This is a genomic window from Dyadobacter sp. CY261, from assembly GCF_021440085.1.
Taxonomy (GTDB): Bacteria; Bacteroidota; Bacteroidia; order Cytophagales; family Spirosomataceae; genus Dyadobacter.
Genome location: NZ_JAKCPW010000003.1, coordinates 381,889 through 406,408, shown reverse-complemented (window position 1 = coordinate 406,408; position 24,520 = coordinate 381,889). Strand labels below are relative to the sequence as shown.

The following is a 24,520-nucleotide window of genomic DNA, read 5'->3' as shown; positions in this document are numbered from 1 at the left end:
TTCAGGATTGTTTTACATTAATTACTTTTAAAACCGATTCTTCTTTCAGGTAGAGGTTTTGTTCGCGGGTCTGGTCCGACATGTATGCCGCTAGATCCGCTTCCGATTCAAAGCTGACTAAATGTACTTCATAAGGCGCTTCCAGTTCGCCTTCGATCAACTGCTCCGGGCTCAATCTCAGCCTCAGGAGCAGTTTTCCGTTGTATTGGGGAATCAATGGCAATACCAGCGACTCAAATTGCTGGAAAATCTCCTCTTTGCCTTCCCTGATATAGACATATTGTGTAATGGTTACCATAGCTTCTGTTTCGTTTTGTTACCCAATCTCTAAAAGAATTTACATTCGCTGCAACTTTCGTTTTCAAATGATTCTCTTTACAACAAATTGATGGCCATCAAGATAAAGGAATGAAGTGAGTGGGAAAGTCCTTCCCATTGAGCAGGTTTTGTGTTGTATGTTCATTTATTCACCCCCAGATAGCCATGAAAATTAAGAGAATCCAAACCCTTTTGTTAGCGCCCGCCTTCTGGCTGGCATCTCTTCTGCCGATTTCCGCGCAGTCGTACGTCGAGCCCGACAAGGGTTACTGGCAGGTCCATACCGATCCGAACTCCCGCAACACCGTCGTGCAGTTTTTTGATGCGGGCAATCACTTGCTTTACCAGGAGTCGATGTCGCGAAAGTACATCAAACTGACGAAACGAAATGTCCGGTTGTTCGATGATCTGCTGGTCAAGCTAATGGCCCGCGAGTTGTTGTCCGATAAAGTAAGGGCCTATGATCTGGTTGCCGATAGTCGCACCGATTTCCGGAGCATGTCAGAACCCGAACACTTGCCGGCTTCGGAAGTGAACATGAAAACGGCGATGTCGAATGTGTATGTGGTACAAAATGGTAAAATGAAAGTCATTCTCAAAAACCCAACCCTTGAAAGTTACGACATCCGGATTATCGATAGTGACTTGCGTACCATCTATTATGAAAAGGCAAGTGGTTCGACTTATGGCCGCTGGTTCGATATGTCGAAGCTAGGTAAAGGAGCATACAGTGTTCACATCAGCAGCCCGAGAAAAAAATTGAATTATAAACTTGTTATTGACGATTACCTGGGTTATCGTCTGGAAAATTTGAAATGAGGTATTAAGTCAGGTTTCCGATTTGCTGAAATAACCCTCGAATTTTCGGGGGTTATTTTTGTCTATACCTGTGTGCTTTCGCAGGCGTAATGGAAGAGCGATATTGTTTGCTTCAAAAATTTTAAGTTACTTTGTTATGCAAAGTACTTTTTTATAACTGAAAGTGTAAAAATGATGATCACAGCCACGAGCCGTTATACGCTGAAATTAATATGTTGTTAACACAAAAAATATATTTGATTGCCGCATCGACAATCTTCCTTACAGAGGTGTTGATTGCATTATACGTTCATGACGACTTTGTGCGGCCCTGGGGTGGCGACGTCTTGGTAGTGATACTCTTATACTGTTTGCTACGCGGTGTCACCCGGCTGAATGTGCTTTTAGCGGCGTTCTCTGTGATGCTATTTGCTTGTCTGGTGGAAGGTTTGCAGTATTTGCAAATTGTCAGGGTGTTGGGTATGGGGGGAAATGCTTTTGCGCGGACTGTTATAGGTACTAGTTTTTCATGGATGGATATGGCGGCTTATGCAGTCGGCATGGTGATTGTTTTGTTATTGGAGAAAATGTCAGGAAAAATAGATTAACAATGAAATGGTTTGTGAATGAAGATTCGATTGTGCGGGAGATTTGGGGGAAGGCTGATACGATCCTCTTCATATTTGCGGGAGCGTCGGCGGAATTCGCCTTGAACAAATCAGTCGACTGGCTCTATTTTACCGGCAAGCTTCCGGCCGATCCGCTGGGAAGGCTGTTTTCGACCGTCGCCTATGCAAGGCAGATCGTGTTTTCGGAGTATGATGATGCCATGCAGGCCATTCACCAGATCGCCGCCATACACCAGGGTGTCGAACGTAGTCGCCACGCACGCATACCGGACAGCGCCTACCGCGACGTGCTTTTCATGCTTATCGACTATTCGATCCGCTCCTTCGAATTGCTTGAAAGGAGGCTGACACCAGCCGAAAAACAGGAAGCGTTTGCGGTTTTTCATGCAGTGGGTGATGGAATGGGCATAGCTGGCTTACCCGCCAATCTGCGGGATTTTGAGCGTATGCGCGCCGCGCATTTGCAGGAGAACCTGCTCAAAAGTGAATTCACGGTTGATTTATACAAACAATACCGAAAGCATTTGGGATGGTTCCGATACCATTTGCTGCGGCAAGTTCAGATGCGACTCGTTCCCGAACATGTGAATGCGTTGCTTGGGTTGGGTAATGCGTGGCTTGTCAATGTGCTGCTTCCTTTCTACAAGTTTACGGGAGTTCTTGGTGTTGGTGTGTTGATGCGTAATGCACTTTTGCCTGAAAACTACAAAACACAAGTGGTTGAGCTCGATGTCGCTGCGCATTGATCAGCGGAAATCCCGTGATGAAGGGAAAATCTCGGCTTGCACATTTTTTCTCGCTTGTGTTTTTCTCGCTTTGGCCAGCGAATCATATTCATCTTTTTCATCGGCCCGGGATAAAGTAAGCACATGCGGCTCCTGGTCCTCAGTTGCGGCCAGTTTACGTAGCAATCCGGATGCATTGATGCATTTGCTCACCACTACATGGATCACCTTGCCTTCTTTTTGAACCTTGCCTTCCACCATCAGCAGTTTGGAGCGAAGTACTTCTTTTCGATAGGTTTCAAACAGGTTCTGAAAAACGACCAGGTTGGCCGTCCCGGTTTCATCCTCAACTGTGATAAAGCAAATCCCGCTCGCCGTGCCCGGGCGCTGGCGAACCAGTACCAGGCCAGCTACTTTAACGATTTTTCCATCATTAATATATTCCAAATCCTTACTTCGAACCACACCCAATGCATTCAGTTGGTCGCGCACAAAGCTGACGGGGTGTGCTTTTAAAGACAAGGATGTCGAAGCATAATCCTGAATAACGTGCTCAGAAAGCATCATTTCGGGTAGCTGTATATCCGGTTCGGTGTCGCTGGCCGAATTTTGCCCTTCGAAAAGACCCATCGGGCTGTCGGCTAATGCAGAGGTTTCCCAGAATGCCTGCCTGCGGTCAAATCCAATGGACCTGAATGCGTCGGCATCGGCGAGTTTTTCCAGGGTTGTTATTGAAATCCCTGCTTTAAGTAATTGATGAATATGGGTAAATGGCTTGGTGCGCGCTGCTACAAGGAGCCGCATCTCCTCTTCCTTCAATCCTTTGACCTGCCTGAAACCCAGTCGGAGCGCACATTGTTTTTGGGAGATATTTTCAAGGGTATTATCCCAAAAAGAATGGTTAATGTCGATCTCCCTCACTTCCACATCATGCTTTCGGGCATCAATCACGATCTGTGCAGGACGGTAAAAACCCATCGGCTGGCTGTTCAGCAATGCGGCAGCGAAGACGTCGGGATGGTGACATTTGATCCAGGAAGAAACGTATACCAGCAGTGCAAAGCTGGCGGCATGGCTTTCCGGAAAGCCGTAGCTTCCGAAACCCTCGAGCTGTTTGAAGATGTTTTCGGCGAATTCTCGTTTATAACCTTTTTTAACCATACCATTTACCAATTTATCTTTCAACCTAGATACAACTCCCTTTGCTTTAAATGTTGCCATACTTCGTCTGAGTTCGTCTGCTTCGTCTGGACTGAAATCGGCAGCTACAATGGCTATGCTCATGGCTTGCTCCTGAAAAAGCGGAACTCCTTTTGTCTTTTCAAGGATCTTTCTCAGTTCTTCACTTGGGTAAACTTCTGCTTCTTCCTTATTCCTTCTTTTAAGATATGGATGCACCATATTCCCCTGGATAGGCCCAGGACGAACAATAGCCACTTCAATGACCAAGTCATAAAAGCACCGAGGTTTGAGCCGGGGTAACATGGATTGTTGGGCACGGCTCTCGATTTGAAAAACACCGATTGTATCTGCTTCGCAAATCATATCATACACCTTCTCATCCTTCTGTGGAATGCTGGCAAGGTCATGAATGATACCATAATGCTGCCTTAGCAAATCAAATGCTTTGCGTATGCACGTGAGCATACCTAGCGCGAGCACATCGATTTTAAGAAATCCCAATGTATCAATATCGTCCTTGTTCCATTCAATGCAGGTCCGGTTCTCCATTCTTGCATTCAGGATAGGGCAAAGGTCGGAGAGTTTGCCTTGCGTGATCACGAATCCACCGGTATGCTGGCCTAGCTGACGCGGAAAACCCTGGTATTGTCTTGTGAGGTCAAGAATTTTGAGCAAATGCGGGTCTTTGGGATTAAAACCATGATCGGACATGATTTTGCCATCGAACCATTCGTCAGTTAATTCCCACAGTGAGCTGGAAAGACGGTTGATGGCGTCCATGGACATTCCCATTGCTTTGGCCACATCCCGCACAGCGCCTTTCTGATGGACTTGGGTAACCGTTGCAACTATACCAGCCCGGTCGCGGCCATATTTGTTATAAATGTATTGTATCACTTCCTCACGCCGCTCATGCTCGAAGTCCACGTCAATATCCGGCGGTTCGTTACGGGCGGAGGAAATGAAGCGCTCGAAAAGCAAATCAATTTCTATTGGGTCGACGGAAGTAATTCCCAGGCAGTAACATATTGTGGAATTAGCTGCTGAACCTCTGCCCTGGCACAGTATATTTTGTTCACGAGCAAAACGAACGATGTCGTAAACAGTAAGAAAATACGGAGCATAATTCATTTTTTTAATGAATTTCAACTCATGTTTAATGGCAGCGGCTATTTTTTTGGGTATGTCATTCCTATATTTTTCCTTCGTTTTTTTGTCTATCAAATATTCCAGTTCCTCCAAAGGCGTTCGGCCTTCTGTGGTTAGTTCCTCCGGATACACGTATTTCAAGCTACTCAACGAAAATTGACAGGCATCCACAATTTCCTGGGTACGTGCAATGGCCTCCGAATATTTGGAAAATAACCGCTGCATTTCCGCGTCGGGTTTTAGGTAGCGTTCGGCATTTTCATGTAAGCGGTAACCGGCATTGTAAATGGTGCATTTTTCGCGGACACAGGTGAGAACGTCCTGTAATTCACGCCTTTCCAGGTTGTGGTAATGTACATCGTTGGTGGCTATGAGTGGGATATGGAGCCGTTTAGAAAGCTGGTCAAGCCGGTAGAGTTTTTTCATATCATCGCCCTGGTAGGACCGCACGGCACTGAGGTAGAGATCGGTGCCCAGTTTTTCGCGGTATTCTTTTAGGTTTCGGGCAAATACGGGATCAAAATCAAAGGACTCATTGAGTGCAGATGGAGCGACCGCAATGAACTTGATGCCGGTTGCATTGCGGTAAATATCGGCTTTAAAGAGATCGCATTTACCTTTTTCAGTGCGGAGGTTCCCTTCTGTTAGCAATGATGATAATCTGCTGTATGCATCTTGGTCGGTGGGATAAGCAAGCAGGCTGGGGCCATCGCGCAAATCCAGGCGACAGGCCGGAATGATACGAAAATCCTTGTTTTTCGTAGCCGCATGAGCGCGAACGATGCCCGCGAGCGTGTTCCGGTCGGTGATAGCAATAGCTTTGTAACCCAGTTGAATGGCCTGATCCACAAGCTCCTCAGGGTGTGACCCGCCGCGGAGGAAGCTGAAATTTGTTGTGACTTGTAGTTCCGTATAATTCATGTTGATGAAGTGTAATTGCTTCGGCCCGAAGCTTATAATTCAGGCAAAAAAGCCATGTATGAACCATTCGGCTTTCCTTTCGTCCTCGTCTTCAGGATTGGGGCCTAGCCTGAAAAGCCAGTAGCGCCTGCCTTCGCGGTCTTCTACCGTGTAATAATCTCGGTAAAGGCCTTGTTGGAGCCACCATTCCTGCTCGATGCGCTCTGGCCCTTCGGATTTATCGATGTAATGCACATTATCCTTGTACCGGAAAACAGTAGGGGGGTAATCGGGAACAGGTGCGGTTACTATAATGGATTCTGGGTTTGGGAGCAGGAAAACGGGTCTTTGCCTGTCGGTACGCCAGTCGATTTTAGGTTTTTCTTGCAAGGAAGTAACCAATTTGACCGATCTTTCCGGCCAATGGTGTTCATCTGGCAAGTACCGTTGGATCACTCCCGTGCCCACCCGACCGGTAACGGCATCAAGCAATTCGGCGATTGCTGAGTTTTCAAAGCCGCCGGTCGTATCCCACATGGTGCCTTGTGTGATCGCAATGTCCTCCACCTCAGGTGCTTCCAGGATAAATAGTTCAATTCCAAAACCCGGGGCAATGGTTTTGATTTTGAGTTCGAAAAGCCTGAAAAGATGTTTGACATGATGCGAGGCACGGTTGGTCACAATATCAATTTGCTGGGTCTTTCCATCCACCCGAAAGCAGGTCAGAACACCACTTCGAAGTCCCTTCCCTTCTTTCATCAAACGCGTGCAGAGCATTTCTAGCAATTTTTGTAAAGCTATTTCAATGCCCGTCGCCGTAACGATCGGTTCCAGGCACGGAAGCCGTTCCTGATATGGCACAGCTTGTCGGACAGGATCTATAAACTCTTGAACATAGCCAAGCGCACGGCTCAGCTTATCGGTTATTTCAGGGCCGAACCTTCTTCGTAAGACCCTGGCAGGGATTCTGATGAAATTTCGGATTTGGTAAAAGCCCAATTTCTGCATTTTTTCAATCGTCCCGGAAGAGAGCCGTAAGGCAGCCGAGGGAAGTGGCAATAACGCATTGTACTGCGCTCCTGATGGAATAACGGTGCCCGAGCGTCCGAAATGTGCATGGGCCCATGCTACGCCGATCGTGTCTGCCATTGCGGCGCGTATATGGTATCCAGCATGCCCAAGTTTGGTCACTAAGTCATTCAGATAAGCACGTTCATCACCCCATAGGTATGCGCAGCCTGTGGTGTCGAGAATGAGACCGTCGGGTGAGTCAAGCGCAACAGTAGGCGTATAGCGGATACACCATTCAGCCAATGCCCGTAATGCTTGTAAGGCAACTTCCGGTTCGTAATCCAGCACTACCAAAGCCGGGAAGATCGCCCGTGCATCCGCCACAACCATGTTTGTTTCGATACCCATGATCCTGGCAGCTTCACTTACGGCCTTCACAACCATCCTCCCATGTTCAGGTGCCGCTAATGCGAATTTAATCCCATATAATTCCGGCCTGATGCGGATCCAATGATCCGTAGCAAGGTTAGGGAACCATATGGAAATGAAGCGGCTTGGCATTGCTTATCTGGTTGTTGATGAAGTGTCTTAAGATTGGCGTTAAATAAATTGATATTATAAATATCTGAAAATAGATTACAATAATATCAAAATGCTTTGAAAATTGCCAGAGATTTTTTTGCTTTGTTTCAATCTTTAACACACTTAAAATTGGATACAATGACTACACCACAAGGCCCATCGCTCTTCGAGCAAATCAGAAAATCTGATGACAATGGCAATGAATTCTGGAGTGCCAGGGATCTGGCAAAAGTGCTCGAATACACGGAGTACCGGCATTTCAAACCCGCTATGGAACGTGCAAGGGAGGCCTGTACAAACAGCGGGCAGAATGTAGTGGATCATTTCGAGCATATGCTCGGAATGATCGGGCTAGGAAAAGGTGGTAAGCGTATGGTTGAAAATGTGAAACTGAGCCGCTACGCATGTTACCTGATTGTCCAGAATGCCGACCCTGCAAAGGAAGTGGTCGCATTGGGGCAAACCTACTTCGCGGTACAAACACGTTTGCAGGAAATCAGGCAAATGGAGGAGTACAATAGGTTAGACACTGAGGACGAAAAGCGGATTTTTCTCAGAGGAGAGCTTACAAGAAACAATCTTCTCCTGGCCGAAGCTGCCAAAACTGCGGGGATTATCGAGCCAATCGATTACGCTATTTTTCAGAATCATGGCTACATGGGATTGTATGGCGGGCTTGATGCCAAGGCAATTAAGGAAAGGAAGGAGTTGAAAAAGAACCAGAGCCTGCTCGATCACATGGGTAGCTCCGAATTGGCTGCAAATGTCTTCCGTGCTACGCAAACCGATGACAAATTGAGACGGGAGAATATCGTTGGGAAAGAAAAAGCGAACCGAACGCATTTTGAAGTCGGGGCTAAGGTGCGTCAGACCATTCAGGAATTGGGAGGAACAATGCCCGAAGACCTCCCATTGGCAGAGAGTATTAAAAAGGTAGGAGAACGCCCCAAGCGAAAACGCTTCAAATAGTTTGGTTTTAGACTGATTGCTAAAAATTTAAATAAAAAATGCTTCAAAAATTTGCGTAAGTATTTACTTACATATATTATTGCGTAAGTAAATACTTACATATATGTCGATTGAAGCAAGAAGAGATGTCTTCCAGGCAATTGCAGACCCAACACGGCGGCAAATCATTAACCTGATCGCCTTCCAGGCTATGAACCTGAATGCTATTGCCGATCAGTTTTCGATTAGCAGGCCGGCTGTTTCGCAACATATCAAAATACTGATCGAATGTGGAATGGTGGTGGTGCGGCAGGAGGGAAGAGAGCGGTTTTGTGAAGCCAGGCTTGATACATTGAAGGAAGTATCTAGTTGGGTCGATCAATACCGGCAGTTCTGGAATACGCAGTTTGACTCTCTGGACAATTATTTGAACCGAATTCAAAACAACAATCAATCCGATCAATAAGATGGAAAACCCAACAGCTGAAAAAGCAGAACTAACGATCGTACGTCAGTTCAAAGCGCCGCAATCGCTCGTATTCAATGCTTACGCATCCAAAGAAGCCTTTGCGGAGTGGTGGGGACCGGCCGGTTCGCAACTTACGCTTATCAACTTCGATTTTCGCGAAGGTGGAACAACGCATTACAAGCTCGATAGCAGCGGAATGGTCATGTGGGCACTTTTTCGTTACCAGAAGATCAGGCAGTTCGATTTTATCGAGTTTTTGAGCTCGTTTGCGGATGCTGAGGGGAATATCCGTACCTCACCCTTCCCATTTGATTTCCCATTGGAAGTATATAACAATATTACATTGAGCGAAACTGACGGTATTACCACACTCACGCTCTATGCGAAACCAGTGAACGCAACACCAGAGCAGGAGAAAGCTTTCAGGGAATTGAATGAAAGCATGAACCAGGGTTATGAAGGTACTTTCAAACAATTGGATACTTACTTGTCGAAAGTGAATTGATAGCAGTCATTTCCGGGTTGCCGTTTACTCAAAATATTGTGGCTCAGGGAAGTTGATGGGTAGTTGAGTGTGGTTCTGCATTGTGTTTGGCAAATGGAGATGATATGTTTGCGTTCTGATTTGCATTCGTTTTTCCATATCCCATCCATATACGCATGAAAATTATCATTCAAATGATCCCATTGGTAGCAACTTCGTTGCTACTGGCTTCGGTTTACAGTTTTGGGCAGAATAACAAGCCGGCGGTCAATTATATGGGGATTTCAGGTCCGATTGTGTTGCAAAAGAAAAACTACCAGTTGATTTGGTCATCCCATCCGGACGCATCACTTTACAAGCAGGAATATCTGATCGCAGGGGACGCTTTCCCTAATTACAAATCGATGATCAGCATTGATTTTGTGGTTGCTAGCACCAGTGTTGATGAGGCTGTACGCACCAAACTCCGCGAGTTGGAACAAATGAAAAAAACATTGGATGTTAATTTTGAAGTGATTGGCAATGCCGCGACCGGCGAAAAGATCATCGATTGCCTGATCGGACAAACGGCTTCGGATGAGCAGAAGAGTATCTATGAGCATGACGTTTATAGGTTTAAGACAGTAACGGCAAAGTCAGGACAGAAGGGAATTATTCTTTTTGCGCTTAGTAACCGTGCTTATGGCAGTGCCATTCAGCCGTTTTTAACGGGCCTGAAAACTACCAGAAAGACGATAGTTACTGATGTTGCGAAGGTTTCGATACCGGAGATTAGTATTAAAAAGTAACACTCTTCTAAGGCATGAACAGCATTGAAAGCACGGATGATCGTTATGTTGGGCCACCGTTTACGCGTTATGCGTACATACAGGAATTTTGGGTGGAATGTCCCAAATGTGCACGGGCCGCAAGAGTCATCAGGAAAGAACGTGAGGCGATTGGTGACGATAAGCTTCTGTGCCATCATTGCAATTATACCGAGCTGGGTGAAGAACGTATTCGCTATACCGCCTCCGTCAGACGAGCATGTAGCAATTGCGGCGAATCCATCGAAGTTACTATTCCAAACAACAAGGAAAAGGTTGCCGAGTTGAAATACTCATGCCCGTATTGCCATGCCCCTGAGGTCTATAAGCCCAATAATATCCCGTATCGATTGAAATATTGTGCTGACAGGCTCGTGGATCCGGTATTTGGGTTGCCGCTCTGGTTTCGCGAAAATGTGAAAGGTGACACACTGTGGGCAAATAACAAGGAACACTTGTTAGAAATCCGCAACTACGTCACTGCAAAACTGCGTGAGCGGCAAACGATGCGTGTTACTACCATGGTCGAAAAACTTCCGCAATTCATTAAGGCAGCTAAGAATAGGGACGCCGTTTTAAAGGCTGTTGGACGACTTTTAAAGAAATAGTTGAAGGAGGAAGGAGTAAAGGTAGGATTTCTTAAATTCATACAAACAAACCCGCTAGACATGGCCTCAACAATCCCATTTTTCGCGCCACAACTGTACATTCCCAACGGTGTGGCCAATATTGATTTTTACACCAAGGGCTTAGGTGCCATCGAACTCCGGCGGTTCAGTAATGATGACGGTAGCATTCATGTTTCGGAGCTTTCAATAGAAGGCGCAATCTTCCATTTGCATGAAGAAACCCGTAATCCAACGTCATTTAGCCCGGCAAGACATGCCGGCTCGACCGTGACCATCGGGTTATTTGTTGACGATGTCGATGCATTTATGTCGCGTGCTATTGCCGCCGGAGGGAAAGTCGCTTCCCCGGCGCAGGACTATGATTATGGCTACCGGCAGGGAGATATTATCGATCCGTTCGGGCACGTCTGGATGTTTGAAAGCAGGATTTGAGAACGCTATCAAGAAAATAGGAGCTAAGGATGCTTTTTACAAAAGATGTCCGGCCCGCTGTGTAACTTGCGCATACCAAATCCAATTTATCCATCAATGTTCAAATACCTCTTTTCTGCATTCCTGATCCTTTCGGCAATTACTACTAAGGCCCAGCATGTGCTGGATTCGCTGTTGATAGAAGGGCATTACCGTGTTTTTGCTTATAACCCGGCAACCAAAGTGAAACCGGGCGCCAGTTTGGTTTTTGTAATGCATGGTTCGGGAGGGGAGCCGCTGGGGCTGGTGCGGCGCGGCGCAAAGCTGGAATCTCTGGCCGAAGCGGAGAATGTGATGGTGGTGTATCCGGGCGGGTATAAAAGGTATTGGAATGAATGCCGAAAAGCTTCCACAGCGGTGGCTAATGTGCAGAATTTGAATGAGGAGGCATTTTTTGAGGCATTGATCGATCTATTTGCTTCCAAATATAAAATCAATAAAATGCAGGTTTTTGCGACGGGTTTTTCAGGGGGTGGCCACATGTCCTACAAGCTGGCGTTAACGATGCCGGGGAAAATCCGGGCTGTTTCAGCGATCGTAGCGAATTTGCCAACAGACACAAATATGGATTGCACACCGATGAACGTGCCAATTCCGGTGATGATCACAAATGGCACGGCAGATCAGACGAACCCTTATAACGGAGGAGAGGTCACCACGCCCGGCGTAACACTAGGGACGGTGCGGTCGACGGATCAGTCATTCCAATATTGGGCCAAGCTGGATGGTTATTCAGGCGAGCCGGTGAAATCAATCATGCCGGATGGCGATACTTCGAACAATATTACGGCTGAAAAGTATACTTATAAACAAAAAGGAAAGCCGGAAGTAACACTGCTGAAAGTAGTCAATGGCAAGCACGACTTCGTGACTGACTTTGACATGTTTGAGGAATCCTGGAAGTTCTTTAAAAGGCAGCTAGCCAACTGATAGTGTGATCAGAGAATCTATTGTGTTCTAAAATCAAAGGGTATTTCCAGGTAATGACGGATGCTCACAGGTTTTCCGCCTTTCCGGGCCGGTTTCCATTTTGGCATATAATTGATGAGTTGCAAAGCTGCCTGATCACAATCGAAACGCAAGCTTTTGACCACAGTAGCCTCTTGTATTTCACCCGTTTCGGAGATGACAAAAGACGTATATACTTTGCCGGTTATTTTTATCTGGCGTACGGACGGTGGAGTTTGAAGATATTTATCAATGTATCGTTGTAGCGCAGCCTTTCCGCCTGGAAATTGAGGCTGAACATCGACTTCAATGGGAATAAAGTCATTGGGGATACTTATTGTCTCCGACCCTTCCAGAGCATTCGGCATGTTATCGTAAAAATCGCCATCGATGATTTTCTCTTCTATGACGACATTATTAGTATCCGCTGCTTTTTGTTCCCCAATGTCAGGGGCAGGTTTCTGGCAAGTAAGCAGTCCTGCATGAAAGATACTTATGACTAGAAATGCTGTGTAATAATTCATGGGGTGATTTATTTAATTTAATATAAAATAAAATTATATATTAAATTAAATAAATCAACTAGGTTCCAAGAAATATTGTATCAGCCCGTTTGCAACAGATGATAAACCGTTGTTGGGTCTGCAATGTCTTTTTCAAGATATTCGAAATGCCCGGCTACCCATTCCATTTCCCATTCTCCGGGTTCACCGTTCCTTATTTTTTGTAATTCCACATGCCAGCAAGGATGACCGACACCTGGCATACCTGCTTCGATCTGGCTCGTCATTGGGGTTATTTGCCAGCGTGATACACAGGCGAGCGTATTTACAGCCCGTGGATTGTTACGGTGAATGAAACCGGTAACACGGCTTTGCTCCACAGCCAGTTGCAACCGGCGCGATTCAGTGAAAGTGATCTCCCTAAGCTCACCGATGACTGCGGCCAGTGATTCACATTTCAATGCTTCCTCTACGGCCCAGATTACGTCCTTTTCTTTACTAAGGTCGATGAAAATGACGCGGTGAGGTTCAATGCCAAAAATTTTGAGAGCGGCAGGAAACACAATAGGCTTGATCCCTATCCAGAGGCATATCCCAAAATCTCCCATCAGTTTTCCCAGCAAGCCTGCCATAAATCCAGTGGTAGCTGCGGCGGTTTCGGCATTAGTACTAATAAATTCATGTACAGCGCCCGTAGGAAATGCACCATTCGGAAAAGCGGCATTCATCACTCCCAGCCCAAAATCAATCTTACTGGCCCCAACGGACGTTCTAAACCCCTGCAATGCAAGAATATCCTCTTGCAGCTTGTTAAACAAGCCGTTTTTCCGGGCGGGGTGAAGCATTTTAGAACGGTTGAGTTATATATATTGATATTTTTAATACCAATATATGGATTTCAAAAATAGCAATTTTCAGAATTAAAAGCAATGAGTTTGCGCAGAGGCAAGATGACATTAGCAGATGGTCTTGTCAGGTTCGACATCAATTATTCGCGACAGATCCAGGTAAGCTGGAAGAAATATCTGCTTTTACAAAGAACCCATGACCACAACAACCATACGCCCAATAACCGTGTCATGCGCTAAAAGCAAATTTCTATGAAAAAGATCCTAGTCCTGGTTGCACTTGCATTGGCCTGTTCCGATAAGAAGGTTGAAAAACGCGATAACTGTGTGGCAGTGGAGCGGATGACGGTTTCTTCGGATTGCTATGAGGGCACGAACGGGATTGTGCTGACGGCAGATTCACCTTCGTCGATAGCCCTGGATTGGGCTATTGCGCCTTTAAAGGACACTTCGGGTACACAAACATATGTTCCTTACTACGCAAGCAGCCCTTCAAACCAGCTTACCTTGCCAGATAGCATTGTGAGGAAATATCCGAAGATCGGCGTAACATATGTGGGTGCGTGGGGTTGCCCGTCGGATATCTATTTCAGCTTTGTCCGCAGGATGGATGGAGACTCCTGTATGCGCTGGTATTTGCAGGAACGCTTTGAAAAGGGCGATTAAAAAAGCCGGAACAATGTCCCGGCCGTGCGGGTGATACTGCGCCACGTTCTGCTTCTTAAAGTTTTCTTAACTTGATGTTCCGGTACCAAACCGAGCTACCCCAATCTTGCAAACCAATGCGTCCAGCATAATTCCCACTGGCAATAGGCGCATCTTTCAACCCGCTGTTGGCAACTTTTTGTTTCCAGTCGGTGCCGTTGAGGTTGTGCTCCTGAACGATAAATTCATTCTGATATACGGTGAGCTTACCCTTTTTGACGATGAAATGGATCTTGTTCCATTCGCCCTGCGGATTGCCTTCGCGCAGACGTGCGTTGGCGATGCCGAAAAAGTCGCTGGCGCGATGGGTGTTCTCGCGGGCACCCTCATAAATCTTATCGTCGATTACCTGCAATTCCAGGCCGGTGTCGTGCATATTCTTGTATTTGGGAGATTCTTGTATGAAAAAGAAAATACCGCTGTTAGCATATTTGCTCACTTTCCATTCGGCTTTAAACTCAAAATCGCCATTAACAACTTCGTCGATCAGAATATCGCCGCCATTTTTGGCTTTGTTACCGGCCCTTTCGGGTACATTCAGTTTGATCGCGCTATCCTCAATGATCCAGGCCGAGCCGACAGCTTTGCCATTATAGGCGTGCCAACCATTAAGGTCTTTGCCGTTAAACAGCAGTTTCCAGCCCTCCTTCTTTTCGGCGGCCGAAAGGGTGTTCAATGTTTGCGAGTAAGTGTTCAGGGAAAGCAATGCGGCGAATGCGGTGACGAAAAAGCGGGTCATAAAGGTTTATTTTAATGTTTCCGGTTGGTTTTACCTTGCAAAATACTGATAAATTTTCATGAAATTGCCTTATTTTTGGAGCTTCCAAATCTCACTACCTAACTATGCGGCGTTATCTTTTCGGGCAAAAATGGCTGCTGGGTTTCGCCCTTGCGCTGGTTTATATCCCGTTACGTACGTTCATAAATGTCCCGCCGGAATATTACTATACGATCCCACGCAATCTGCCATTGTTTTTGCTGGAAATTGTGATCAGTACCGTTTTCTACACGGCCTGGATTTATCTAATGGACTGGTTCTTAGGAAAACAGGCCGCATTCACAGGGGCTGACAAGTCCCCTGCATTCAGCATCCGCGACCAGCTTATCGCACTCATCCCCGCGGTGATACTCGCTTTCATTTTCCATATGGCCCTGATCCGCACCTGGGGTCTTATGAGCCAATGGTGGAACCCGTTGCCGCGGCCCGCATTGGGCAATCTGCGTGTACCTGACGTTATGCATACGCGCTGGCGTGCAGGCCAGGCGCTCACGATCCTGGCGCTGATCGCCGCTTATTACCTCTGTGTGAGCAATCAGGTGCAGGAAAAAATGAAGAAGTTGCTTGTGGCCTCGGAGCGTCTGGAAAAGGAAAACCTACGTGCGCGTTTCCTGGCATTGAAAAATCAGGTAAGCCCCCATTTTCTTTTTAATAACCTGAGCGTGTTGTCGTCGCTGGTGGAATCGCGGCCGGAGCAGTCGGGCGAGTTTATTCAGGAACTGTCATCGGCTTACCGCTATATTCTTGAACAATCGGAGCTGGATAAAATCAGCTTACGGGAAGAAATGAAGTTTCTCGATACTTATATGTACCTGCTGCGCACGCGGTTCAAGGAAAAGGTGGTGCTGGAGTCGGAATTGACGCCAGCCGACCAGGATAAGTATTCGATCATACCGCTTACATTGCAGCTATTGGTCGAAAATGCGGTGAAGCATAATACGATGTCGGTTGCGAACCCTTTGATAATCAGTATTAAAATGTGTGATCAGATGCTGGTGGTCAGCAATCCTTTGCAATTGAGGCAACAGGATCAGCCGACAACGCGTCTGGGTTTAAAAAACATTATTAGCAGATATAAATTGTTGCAGGACAAAGATGTGATTATTGAAAAAACGACGAGCCATTTCACTGTGAAAGTTCCCTTGTTGTCATGAACGTACTGATTGTAGAAGACGAGGAGCTGAGCGCGGAACGTCTGCAAAACCTGATCCGGAATATTGATCCCGACATTAAAGTGTTGGCCATTATTCCGTCGGTATTTGACACGATCGCCTATTTGCAAAACACGGAAAAAACGCAGCCTGACCTTATTTTTCTCGACATACATCTCGAAGACGACAACGGTTTCCGGCTTATCGAGAGCCAGAACCTGATGATCCCGATCATTTTCACAACAGCATTCGACGATTACCTGCTCCGGGCTTTCAAGGCGAACAGTATAGATTATTTATTGAAACCCATTAACCCGCTTGAACTGCAGGCCTCGCTTGCCAAGTTCAAAAGGATCAAGGCGATGAACAGTATTGAATCGGGCGAACAGGTGTATTTGGAGTCCGTCGGAAAATACAAAGACCGTTTCCTGGTTACGGCCGGTTCGCGAATTTTTAGCTTCAAAACCTCCGAAATCGCCTACTTCACCATCGAAGAACGCGCGACATTCCTACGGCTTTTCGACGGCCGTCATTTCGCCGTTGAGTACAGTCTCGAAAAACTCTCACAAATGCTCGATCCTGCCGAGTTTTTCCGGATTAACCGCACCATGCTACTGTCGCTCCATGCCATCCGGGAAATGTACGCTATCTCGGCTGGTAAGCTCAAAATCGATCTGAACCCTGCCACCGCGACGCAAACTTACGTCAGTTCGGAGCGGATGGCCGAGTTCAAAAGCTGGTTAGGCAAATAACCGTTAGTTGACTTCCGCATTCAAAATGGCCGCTTCAGCCACCGAAAACCGGCGTTCCGCGATTTGGATTTTCTTTCCAGGAATGCCTTGTCCAAATTGGGTGGAAACAGCAGGAGGTTTGTGTTATGTCTGTAATCCAATTCAATGCCCACAAGAAGTACCATTTGCTTCAAAGTAAGACCCGTATCTGGGAAACCCACAATGATCTGGCCCCGCATTATCGCCTGATTTTCATCCGCGCCGGCGAGGGACATTTTAGTTTGGATGGGAAATTGTATGAATATGCTCAGCAAGGTGTAATGCTGCTTCGCCCGGGACAGCACCCGATTTTCCAGGAGGACAATAGCGCCGAGATCTTTGTGATCGCGTTCGATAACTGGCTGGCCGACGACTTTCTGCAGAAAAAAGAGGCTAGCCCCGATTTTGCCGACATTTATAAGCAGGCGGAACATTTGTGCGAAAGCGTGCGGCTCACCCAGGGAAAGCCGTTGCAAAATGAGCGTGACGCACAAACCATCGACTACCTTATTAATCAGATTCTTTTTGAAGTAACGCAGCAACCCACCTCCCACAACAAGCTCATTCGCGGCAGTATCGACCTGATTGTCACTATCCTGGCTAGGAATAATTTCGAAACGAAAAAAGTGGAAGAAAAGGCCACCAGCCAAAACCTCGCCTGTGACATTGTCGATTACTTGCGCGAGGAATTGCACCAGAACAAGAACATCCGCGTGCCAGAATTGTTGATGCGCTTTAATATTTCCGAAGACGTTGCCAATCTCTGTGTGCTCAACCAGACGGGCATGTCGCTCCGCAATTTCATTTTCAAGTACAAAGCAGATCTTTTCAAAAGCAGGATGCTTAAAGTCGACATTTCCGAACTGACCGATTATTTGTCTATTTAAAAAGCCGCTGGTCGATTGACAGTTGAAGCCGCCTGCAAGCCTGTTTAGTTAACATTTTTTATGTTTTGTCACGTTTTGCGGATTGCTAGCGAACAACAGCATTCCCACATTCGTAACGAGTACATTTTATAAAGGGGAATGACATTCCACGCCACGACGAATTATTTTACGGAAGTATGTGTACTGCCGATTTTCGGGCAAAAATCCCGACCTTCGGGCATCCGATAACACACATATTTCCAGAAGCTTACGTATGAGGCGATTCTCCATCCTGTTCATTCTTCTTGCATTCATTATCAGTCCCGTCGCCGCGCAGCAGGAGGCGCCGCAGACTTCGCTAAACCATTACATCGAATTTTTGAGCCAATCGTCGGAACTGGTTATCCGGCGGTTCGAAATGCTGCGTAAATACCAGGACGATGTAAGTCGGTACCGTAAAAAGCCAGATTATGGGCTGCGGTTGCAGTCGTCGGGTCCATTGGAAGAATATTACTACAAAAAGGCATTACACGGTCTGGGCATTGAGGCGGGCAGGCGGGAGCAACTGAATGCCGGAACGGAGAATGTCTGGAAAGTGCTTGGGAAGCTGGATGAAACTTGCAAAGCGCTGGAAACCTACGTGCTTTTGAAGGATTATAAAAGGGATAACCTCAAAAAGTCCGATGCATTGGTGGCCGATATGCAATCGCTTTTTGAACGCTATGCACACGATAAAAATGCATTGTACACGCAAATCAGGCGGACCTACGTCGAGCATCAATCCCATCCTGCAACCGATCCATACCTCCTGACGGAGAAAGCAATGGGGGAGGTGATAGCCAGCCAGCAGCGGTTACTGGAAGCATTACCATACTATTTAAATGAAGAAACAAGCGCCGAGTGGCCCGTAACCCTGGTTCGCCAAAGTATGCTCGACGACGAAAAGGCATTGGCTACGATCGGAAATACGGCCTCTCAGTTGCAGTATCCCGCTTCGGACATGGTAGGCAGCTTTAAATCAGCGCTGGCTTCGATGCAGGATATCAAAGGGCGGGCGCTTAACGACCATAATTTCGCCGCGCAGCAGTCGGCAAAGCATGGGAATGAGGTATATATGTCGCTCCTGAAACAGTTCAACCAGGATATGGTGGAAATGTACGAGGCGTTTGTGGGGTACAGTAAGCCGGTGCATTTGCTGCTGAATTACCCGAAATTCAGTCCGGTGATGAAAGCGGAGAGTTCTGGTGATGTAGTCGTTTCAGGGAAAGGCACCCCGCCATTTCAGGACAAAAGCTATCAGCCGCTCAATGTAAAAAAGGCATCTGCACCCGCGAGCGCTGCAATGATCAAAACTTTAAACCAATATGTCGATTGGATCAATCAATCGCTGCGGCAGATGCATATGATGCAAATGATCGTGCGCAATTACCAGAGTTCGGCCGAATACTACCGTGATGCAACCAAGGCTCCGAAACGGGCAAATTTGAGCTACTCGCACGAAGATTTCAAATTGCCTTCCTCTGAATACACATTACTTCTGGCCGCTAGCAGCGCATTACCCGAGCCCTACCGTAAACAGGTGTCCGGTGAAGCCGAAGTTTTAATGAATATTTTACAGGAAATGGACGGGCTAAGTATCGAACTGGTCCGTTATACTTCTGAAAAGCAATATCTGCAAGACCAGCTCAAACGCTCCGACGCCATTCTCGACCGCTATGTTGTGTTGTTTGATATTTTGGATAAAAAGAAAGAGCAGCTCTACAACGACATCCGCCGTATCCACGAAAGCTACCCGAACGCAAGCCCGACAGCCTCTTGGTACATCGCTGGCAATGCCATGCTAAAAACGATGGACAATGCGCACGACGCCATGTTTGGTGTACGTGATTACTTTCGGGGCGATGTTCCAAAACTGCCCGAAACAACGGTTCTCGAAGCCGACAGCCGCCAGTTGATCGCCGACGAATACAAGAACATGAAAGGCTTGCAGCGCTATGGGCGTAGCAATGGACTTTGTCCGTACACGCCGTATGAAGACTTAGGCACCAACGCGGGCCGGTTTGCGGAAAAGATACAGAAATACAAACCTGCCTCGTCAGGCTACGCGGCGCATCCGTATGAGTCGTTCTACTATTTTTATAACAATGAGCTGGTCTATCAGTACAACAACTTTATTGAGCTTTCGAAGGCCGGACTTTTGAAAACCATTAACCAGCCAGACGTTTTCGCATTCCGGCGCACGAAACCTCAGAAGCCTGCTGCGCCACCTGTGGAAAACGAAGAGCCTGAGATTGAAAAGCCGGTGGAAAAGCCGGTCGGGAATATCGCACAGGTTCAAACAAACAACACTGAAATACCGGCGGCACCGAAGCCTCCTGTACGCGAGGACGCCCGCCCGCTCACGAATGAAGCGGCTCCTCTTGCGCAGGTGAAACGCGATACCGTGTATGTAGAGCGCGTGCGCGTGGATACGGTGTATGTCGATCGCAATGCGCAACTGCAAAATGTTACGCGGTCGCTGGATGGCTTTGCGCCGAATAACATGGTGCTGTTATTGGATGTATCATCGTCAATGAACTCGCCGTACAAACTGCCTTTGCTGAAAAGGTCGATCAAGTCGCTGCTAACGCTGGTACGGCCGGAGGATATGATATCCATTGTGCTTTACTCTGGCAAAGCAAGGGTTGTTCTCAAACCAACTTCCGGCGCAAAAGCAGCGGAGATTTCAAGAATGATCGACCTGCTCCAATCCGATGGCGATACCGATGGCAATGAGGGCATCAAGCTGGCTTATAAAACCGCTAACAAGCAATACATACGCGCCGGCAACAACCGCATTGTGCTGGCAACCGACGGCGAGTTCCCCGTAAGTGATGAAGTAACGGACATGATTCGCCAGAATGCTCGCCAGGACATCTATTTAAGCGTTTTTACATTCGGGCGCAACGAGCACACCGGTCAGAAGCTCAAAAAACTCAGTGAGTTAGGCCTGGGCTCCTATGCGCATGTAACCGACGCCAGTGCCGACCTGCAACTGATCCTGGAAGCCCAGGCTAAGAAGCTGGCTGGCAAGTGATGCGCTGTTTTAAGGGTCGCCATTCAAACAGATCACTCGCCGGTTATGTAACAGCGAAGGAAATCAATAGGGGAATTAACTTAATTGAACATGCTAATTGATCCCTTACCAAACGCCTTCTCCCATGAATACCAAGCCGCTCAGTAAGGATTTCTATTCCTTCATTATTTTCTTTCTGTCGATTCTCGTGATCACATCGCTGATCCAGTCACTCGCCTTGCTGAATGCCGGATTTAATGTTTTCACGATGGGATCGTTTTACCCGTGGCTTTGGCTGGTTTTTTCAGTCAACGCTATCGTCTTTGGTGCGTTGGTACGGTACTTTCTGCACCATGGCTACCTTGCTGCGGCAATCACATATATTATTTTGTTTATCCCTGCGTCATTTCAATATGCATTGATTTTCAATGTGGAATTGAGGGTGCAATTCCAGCAGTATTATCAGAATGTGTCTTATGTCCTGTTTGCAGCGAACGCACTTTTCGCGTTAAGTTTGATATTTACCAATGCCGGGCAAAAGCGATGGCTCAGGCTGAGCGGTATTCTGTTGGTGATCTTCTCGCTTTTGCAGGCGGCCTTATTATATTCTTATTTCCGCACCGGAGATGCCGGTACAAAGCTATTAATTGAGAGAATCAGCCGATGGAGCACCTTTTGCGAAGTGACGGTGCCGGTTTGCATCCTGATTCATTTCCGGCTCGAAAACAGGCGGTCCGTTGCTCCGGACTATGCGCCCCCCAAAACGTTGCCTGCGCTTTTAAAACTGGCGGCGTTTGTAGGTCTGTTATTTCTGGGATTCAATTTTTCTGTGGAAGCCGTAAGTCGTGGCCATGCTTACAAACCTTCGTCTACCGAGCTGCGACGGTCCAAGCTCGTGGAAGCCCGCTATTTTGTCGATCAAAGTGGCGATACATTGCCATATCGTTTTTTAAAACCGCTTGACTACGATTCTGCCAAACAATATCCTTTAATCGTGTGCCTGCATCACGGTGGCGCGCATGGGAAGGACAACATTCATCAGCTATCGGCCGATCCCGCACCGTTCTTAATGGAGCCTCAAAACAGAGCGAAGTATCCGGCATTCATTTTCATGCCCCAAAGCCCGGAGCGAGTCGGGTTCAGTGGGATGCACGGATCACCAAGTGTAGATTCACTGGTTTTCAGAACGATCCGACAATTACAAAGTGAGCTACCGATCGATAGCAAACGCATTTACGTCCTGGGTATTTCAGGCGGCGGATATGGTTCCTGGCATTTCATCAGCGCGCATCCCGAGCTATTTGCCGCTGCCATCCCGATCTGCGGCGGAGGGGATCCGAAATATGGCCCTAAGCTGGTTAATACGCCCATTTGGGCATTTCACGGTGCAAAGGACAAGCTGGCTCCGGTAGCTCACTCACGGGATATGATCGAGGCGATCCGAAAGGCGGGCGGAAAGCCGAAATACACGGAGTACGAATTTTCCGGGCATGATATCTGGGGCTATGTCAAACAGGAGAAGGGGCTGATGGACTGGCTGTTTACCCAACATAAGGAATAGAGGTTAGTTGGCGAGGGCATGCAGTTGCCACGGAGCGTTACGAGTCCATTCGCTTCTGGTTAACTTAATTTGCAACTGGATATGATAAACTTCGGTTTCATCGCTGACGGTGAGCTCATGGCCGGGGTACAATGCGTAGAGGCGTTTCCTGACATTAATCAGGCCGATCCCACCGGCTTGCTGTGACGCATCCGCGGTTTTTTGATTGCTGATTTTGAGGCTTAATGCTTCGTCATCTAAGGTTATTTTCAGCTTTACCCAAGATTTTCGCGTCGTATTGTGCACACCGTGCTTGAATGCGTTTTCTACGAAAGTGATCAGGATAAATGGTGCGATAGCTAGCCCCTCATCGACGTGCTCTGGGAAAACAGCTTCCAGCTGGAGCCTCTTAGCCGTCCGCAGTTGTTCCAAGCCCACGTAGTCGCGGATGAATGCCAGCTCCTTATACAAAGGTACGAGGGTGTCGGAGGTCTCGTATAGCGAATAGCGCATCATGCCCGAAAGCTGCTCCACAATGCGGGCCGCGCGCGGATTGCTCTCCTCAGTGAGCGCATACACGCTGTTCAATACATTAAAAAGAAAGTGTGGGTTAATCTGACTTTTCAGGAAATCCAGTTCCAGACGGGTATACTGCTTTTCGAGCCGCAGGTTTCGTTTCTGCCGCCGGTAGATTTCGATCAGTAATCTCAATGCGAGCGGATAGAAAGCCCTTTCAATGATAAACATCAAATGAAAAAAAGTAACAGGGTGCGTAAGCGCTTGCCAGAAAGAAAACCTTTCGAAGTGGTTGATAGAGCCTGAGTAGTCGTCCGGCAAGCCGAAATAACGCTTTACAACATAAGACGTATAGTAATAACAGGTAAAGAGCACAAAGTAAAAGACAACAAGCCCCGGCACCAGAAGCAATGGCTTGCGCGCGTAATGCTTCACAAGAAATACCAGCATATAATACTGTACGATCACGCACAGCGAATCGCGCAGTATCGGCCCTGCATAAGTTTTGAACGGCCAATCGAGCGGCGAGGAAGGGTAGAGGAACCAGGGGATATAAGCAGAAAAGATCAGCAGGAATACCCCTAGGATCAACACCCCGTGAAAGGCCAGGCGGGTTAATCCTCGGTAGCGGGTTTCGTCGGTGATGAGTGCCAGAGTGCGTTGTATCATAGAGCGTTTTTTAATATCAAACCAAAATACCCGACTCTGGACCTGTTCACAGCTTTCTTTCGATGAACACCGCCCGATTTTCGATAAAAATTCAAAACCACGTTTTACCGAAAAGCCCGATGCCTTCATCGAATAAATTGAGCGTTCGCATTGCCGTCGGATACTTTTGCTGATGTATTTCAAACAATACAAACAGCACGCAAATATGTCAGCTATTCGCCAGCCACTTTTTCATCACAGTCCGGACTTCGTCGCGGTAATTGGGCCCGATGAGCAGCTCCTTACCCGAAGAAAGTACCAGCGTGTTGCCCTCCATGGTGCGGATATGCCGCAACTGCACGATATGCGACCGGTGCGTGCGGATAAAATTTCCGGCGGGCAGGATTTCGAGCAACTTCTTAATGGTCAAATGCGTGACAATATTTCGATCCGGCAGGAAAATGCGCAGGTAATCGCCGAGTGCCTCCACGTATTCAATATCGGCGAAAAGTACTTGTTCAATGCGTTTGTCGGTTTTGAAATACGCAAAACCGGGTTCGGTTACGACGGGCTCCTCTTGCAACGAAATGTCGGCCACCTGTGCATTGCCGCCTTCCGCAATATTCGTCGTCGCTGGAAAACGTTCGCGAATACGGCCGATCGCTTTCAGGAAGCGGTCAAAAGTAATGGGTTTCAAAAGGTAATCGGCCACGCCGAGGTCGAAACCTTCGAGCGCGTGGTGGGGGTTAGCGGTGGTCATCACCACTACCGGATGCGGGGCGGGCAAGGCTTTCAGGAACTCAATGCCGCTCATTTCGGGCATGTTGATGTCCAGAAAAACAATGTGAGGCGCCAGCCCGGGCAGATCCGTGAACGCTGCGATGGCATCGTCGAAAGTTCCGGCTAGTTCCAGGAACGAAACGCGACGGACATATTTTTCGAGCAGTTCCTGCGCCAGCGGTTCATCCTCGATAATGGCGCAACGAAGCAAATTAGGCATAAAGTCAGATTTATGACCAGTTACGGCCGAGGATAACCGCATGAAAGTAGCAAACCTTTTCTTTTTAATCAAAAACAGTTACATCATCATA

Annotated in this window: 25 protein-coding genes; 17 read left to right on the top strand and 8 right to left on the bottom strand. The window is 47.3% G+C overall.

Translation table 11 applies throughout. The annotated features are described in order from the left end of the window. Position 1: 1 nt before the first annotated feature. Complete coding sequence (locus LZD49_RS11705) at positions 2–298, bottom strand: DUF1330 domain-containing protein (protein ID WP_234667534.1); 297 nt, start codon at positions 296–298, stop codon at positions 2–4. Between the two features lie 185 nt (positions 299–483). Here LZD49_RS11705 and LZD49_RS11700 point away from each other — a divergent pair, with 185 nt between their 5' ends. The 3 genes from LZD49_RS11700 (at position 484) to LZD49_RS11690 (ending at position 2,491) form a co-directional block, all read left to right on the top strand. Continuing rightward, positions 484–1,137, top strand: coding sequence for a hypothetical protein (locus LZD49_RS11700; protein WP_234667533.1), 654 nt, complete (start codon positions 484–486; stop codon positions 1,135–1,137). Between the two features lie 212 nt (positions 1,138–1,349). Next, entirely contained in the window at positions 1,350–1,724 is a 375-nt protein-coding gene (locus LZD49_RS11695; RefSeq protein WP_234667532.1) for a DUF2809 domain-containing protein, read from the top strand. A gap of 2 nt (positions 1,725–1,726) precedes the next feature. Then, positions 1,727–2,491, top strand: a complete 765-nt coding sequence (locus LZD49_RS11690; protein ID WP_234667531.1) for an oxygenase MpaB family protein — start codon at positions 1,727–1,729, stop codon at positions 2,489–2,491. Here the strand turns inward: LZD49_RS11690 and LZD49_RS11685 are convergent, their stop codons facing one another. Together LZD49_RS11685 and LZD49_RS11680 are read right to left on the bottom strand one after the other, a co-directional pair. Further along, positions 2,492–5,722: an error-prone DNA polymerase gene (locus LZD49_RS11685; RefSeq protein WP_234667530.1), complete on the bottom strand. Its 3,231-nt coding sequence runs from the start codon at positions 5,720–5,722 to the stop codon at positions 2,492–2,494. It abuts the gene before it with no gap. Between the two features lie 39 nt (positions 5,723–5,761). Further along, a complete protein-coding gene (locus LZD49_RS11680; RefSeq protein ID WP_234667529.1) occupies positions 5,762–7,273 on the bottom strand; it encodes a DNA polymerase Y family protein in 1,512 nt (503 codons plus the stop codon). A 159-nt stretch (positions 7,274–7,432) separates the two neighbouring features. Here LZD49_RS11680 and dinD point away from each other — a divergent pair, with 159 nt between their 5' ends. The 7 genes from dinD to LZD49_RS11645 all read left to right on the top strand — a co-directional run bounded on the left by dinD (position 7,433) and on the right by LZD49_RS11645 (position 12,031). Beyond that, positions 7,433–8,263, top strand: coding sequence for a DNA damage-inducible protein D (dinD, locus tag LZD49_RS11675; RefSeq protein WP_234667528.1), 831 nt, complete (start codon positions 7,433–7,435; stop codon positions 8,261–8,263). Positions 8,264–8,366: 103 nt separating this feature from the next. Continuing rightward, positions 8,367–8,708, top strand: coding sequence for a helix-turn-helix transcriptional regulator (locus LZD49_RS11670; protein WP_234667527.1), 342 nt, complete (start codon positions 8,367–8,369; stop codon positions 8,706–8,708). A 1-nt stretch (position 8,709) separates the two neighbouring features. Further along, positions 8,710–9,216, top strand: coding sequence for an SRPBCC domain-containing protein (locus LZD49_RS11665; protein WP_234667526.1), 507 nt, complete (start codon positions 8,710–8,712; stop codon positions 9,214–9,216). Between the two features lie 155 nt (positions 9,217–9,371). Next, positions 9,372–9,983: a hypothetical protein gene (locus LZD49_RS11660; RefSeq protein ID WP_234667525.1), complete on the top strand. Its 612-nt coding sequence runs from the start codon at positions 9,372–9,374 to the stop codon at positions 9,981–9,983. A gap of 14 nt (positions 9,984–9,997) precedes the next feature. Next, the gene (locus LZD49_RS11655) at positions 9,998–10,609 is read left to right on the top strand and encodes a hypothetical protein (protein WP_234667524.1); all 612 of its coding nucleotides are present in this window, start codon (positions 9,998–10,000) and stop codon (positions 10,607–10,609) included. Positions 10,610–10,669: 60 nt separating this feature from the next. Then, positions 10,670–11,062, top strand: coding sequence for a VOC family protein (locus tag LZD49_RS11650; RefSeq protein ID WP_234667523.1), 393 nt, complete (start codon positions 10,670–10,672; stop codon positions 11,060–11,062). Between the two features lie 96 nt (positions 11,063–11,158). Next, positions 11,159–12,031 (top strand): PHB depolymerase family esterase, encoded by an 873-nt coding sequence (locus LZD49_RS11645; protein ID WP_234667522.1) that lies wholly within the window; start codon positions 11,159–11,161, stop codon positions 12,029–12,031. A gap of 17 nt (positions 12,032–12,048) precedes the next feature. On the opposite strand, the gene LZD49_RS11640 is transcribed toward LZD49_RS11645, so the two are convergent. Together LZD49_RS11640 and LZD49_RS11635 are read right to left on the bottom strand one after the other, a co-directional pair. Then, a complete protein-coding gene (locus LZD49_RS11640) occupies positions 12,049–12,573 on the bottom strand; it encodes an energy transducer TonB (protein ID WP_234667521.1) in 525 nt (174 codons plus the stop codon). An 80-nt stretch (positions 12,574–12,653) separates the two neighbouring features. Beyond that, positions 12,654–13,397 (bottom strand): ImuA family protein, encoded by a 744-nt coding sequence (locus LZD49_RS11635; RefSeq protein WP_234667520.1) that lies wholly within the window; start codon positions 13,395–13,397, stop codon positions 12,654–12,656. 84 nt (positions 13,398–13,481) lie between these two features. Between LZD49_RS11635 and LZD49_RS11630 the strand changes: the two genes are divergently transcribed. Together LZD49_RS11630 and LZD49_RS11625 are read left to right on the top strand one after the other, a co-directional pair. Continuing rightward, the gene (locus LZD49_RS11630) at positions 13,482–13,640 is read left to right on the top strand and encodes a hypothetical protein (RefSeq protein ID WP_234667519.1); all 159 of its coding nucleotides are present in this window, start codon (positions 13,482–13,484) and stop codon (positions 13,638–13,640) included. Positions 13,641–13,652: 12 nt separating this feature from the next. Then, complete coding sequence (locus LZD49_RS11625; RefSeq protein ID WP_234667518.1) at positions 13,653–14,066, top strand: hypothetical protein; 414 nt, start codon at positions 13,653–13,655, stop codon at positions 14,064–14,066. A 55-nt stretch (positions 14,067–14,121) separates the two neighbouring features. On the opposite strand, the gene LZD49_RS11620 is transcribed toward LZD49_RS11625, so the two are convergent. Continuing rightward, complete coding sequence (locus LZD49_RS11620) at positions 14,122–14,844, bottom strand: DUF1080 domain-containing protein (protein ID WP_234667517.1); 723 nt, start codon at positions 14,842–14,844, stop codon at positions 14,122–14,124. A gap of 104 nt (positions 14,845–14,948) precedes the next feature. On the opposite strand from LZD49_RS11620, the gene LZD49_RS11615 reads away from it, so the two are divergent. From LZD49_RS11615 to LZD49_RS11595, 5 genes are all read left to right on the top strand, one after another. Then, complete coding sequence (locus tag LZD49_RS11615; RefSeq protein ID WP_234667516.1) at positions 14,949–16,037, top strand: sensor histidine kinase; 1,089 nt, start codon at positions 14,949–14,951, stop codon at positions 16,035–16,037. Next, a complete protein-coding gene (locus LZD49_RS11610; RefSeq protein ID WP_234667515.1) occupies positions 16,034–16,786 on the top strand; it encodes a LytTR family DNA-binding domain-containing protein in 753 nt (250 codons plus the stop codon). The genes LZD49_RS11615 and LZD49_RS11610 overlap by 4 nt, the downstream gene beginning before the upstream one ends. A gap of 125 nt (positions 16,787–16,911) precedes the next feature. Beyond that, positions 16,912–17,691 carry a hypothetical protein gene (locus tag LZD49_RS11605; RefSeq protein ID WP_234667514.1) on the top strand — a complete coding sequence of 260 codons (780 nt, stop codon included), beginning with the start codon at positions 16,912–16,914 and terminating at the stop codon, positions 17,689–17,691. Between the two features lie 253 nt (positions 17,692–17,944). Next, positions 17,945–20,746, top strand: a complete 2,802-nt coding sequence (locus LZD49_RS11600; protein ID WP_234667513.1) for a VWA domain-containing protein — start codon at positions 17,945–17,947, stop codon at positions 20,744–20,746. Positions 20,747–20,870: 124 nt separating this feature from the next. Continuing rightward, complete coding sequence (locus tag LZD49_RS11595) at positions 20,871–22,286, top strand: dienelactone hydrolase family protein (protein WP_234667512.1); 1,416 nt, start codon at positions 20,871–20,873, stop codon at positions 22,284–22,286. 3 nt (positions 22,287–22,289) lie between these two features. Here the strand turns inward: LZD49_RS11595 and LZD49_RS11590 are convergent, their stop codons facing one another. Together LZD49_RS11590 and LZD49_RS11585 are read right to left on the bottom strand one after the other, a co-directional pair. Further along, a complete protein-coding gene (locus tag LZD49_RS11590) occupies positions 22,290–23,450 on the bottom strand; it encodes a sensor histidine kinase (protein WP_234667511.1) in 1,161 nt (386 codons plus the stop codon). Between the two features lie 208 nt (positions 23,451–23,658). Beyond that, positions 23,659–24,429, bottom strand: a complete 771-nt coding sequence (locus tag LZD49_RS11585; protein WP_234667510.1) for a LytTR family DNA-binding domain-containing protein — start codon at positions 24,427–24,429, stop codon at positions 23,659–23,661. Positions 24,430–24,520 lie beyond the last annotated feature (91 nt).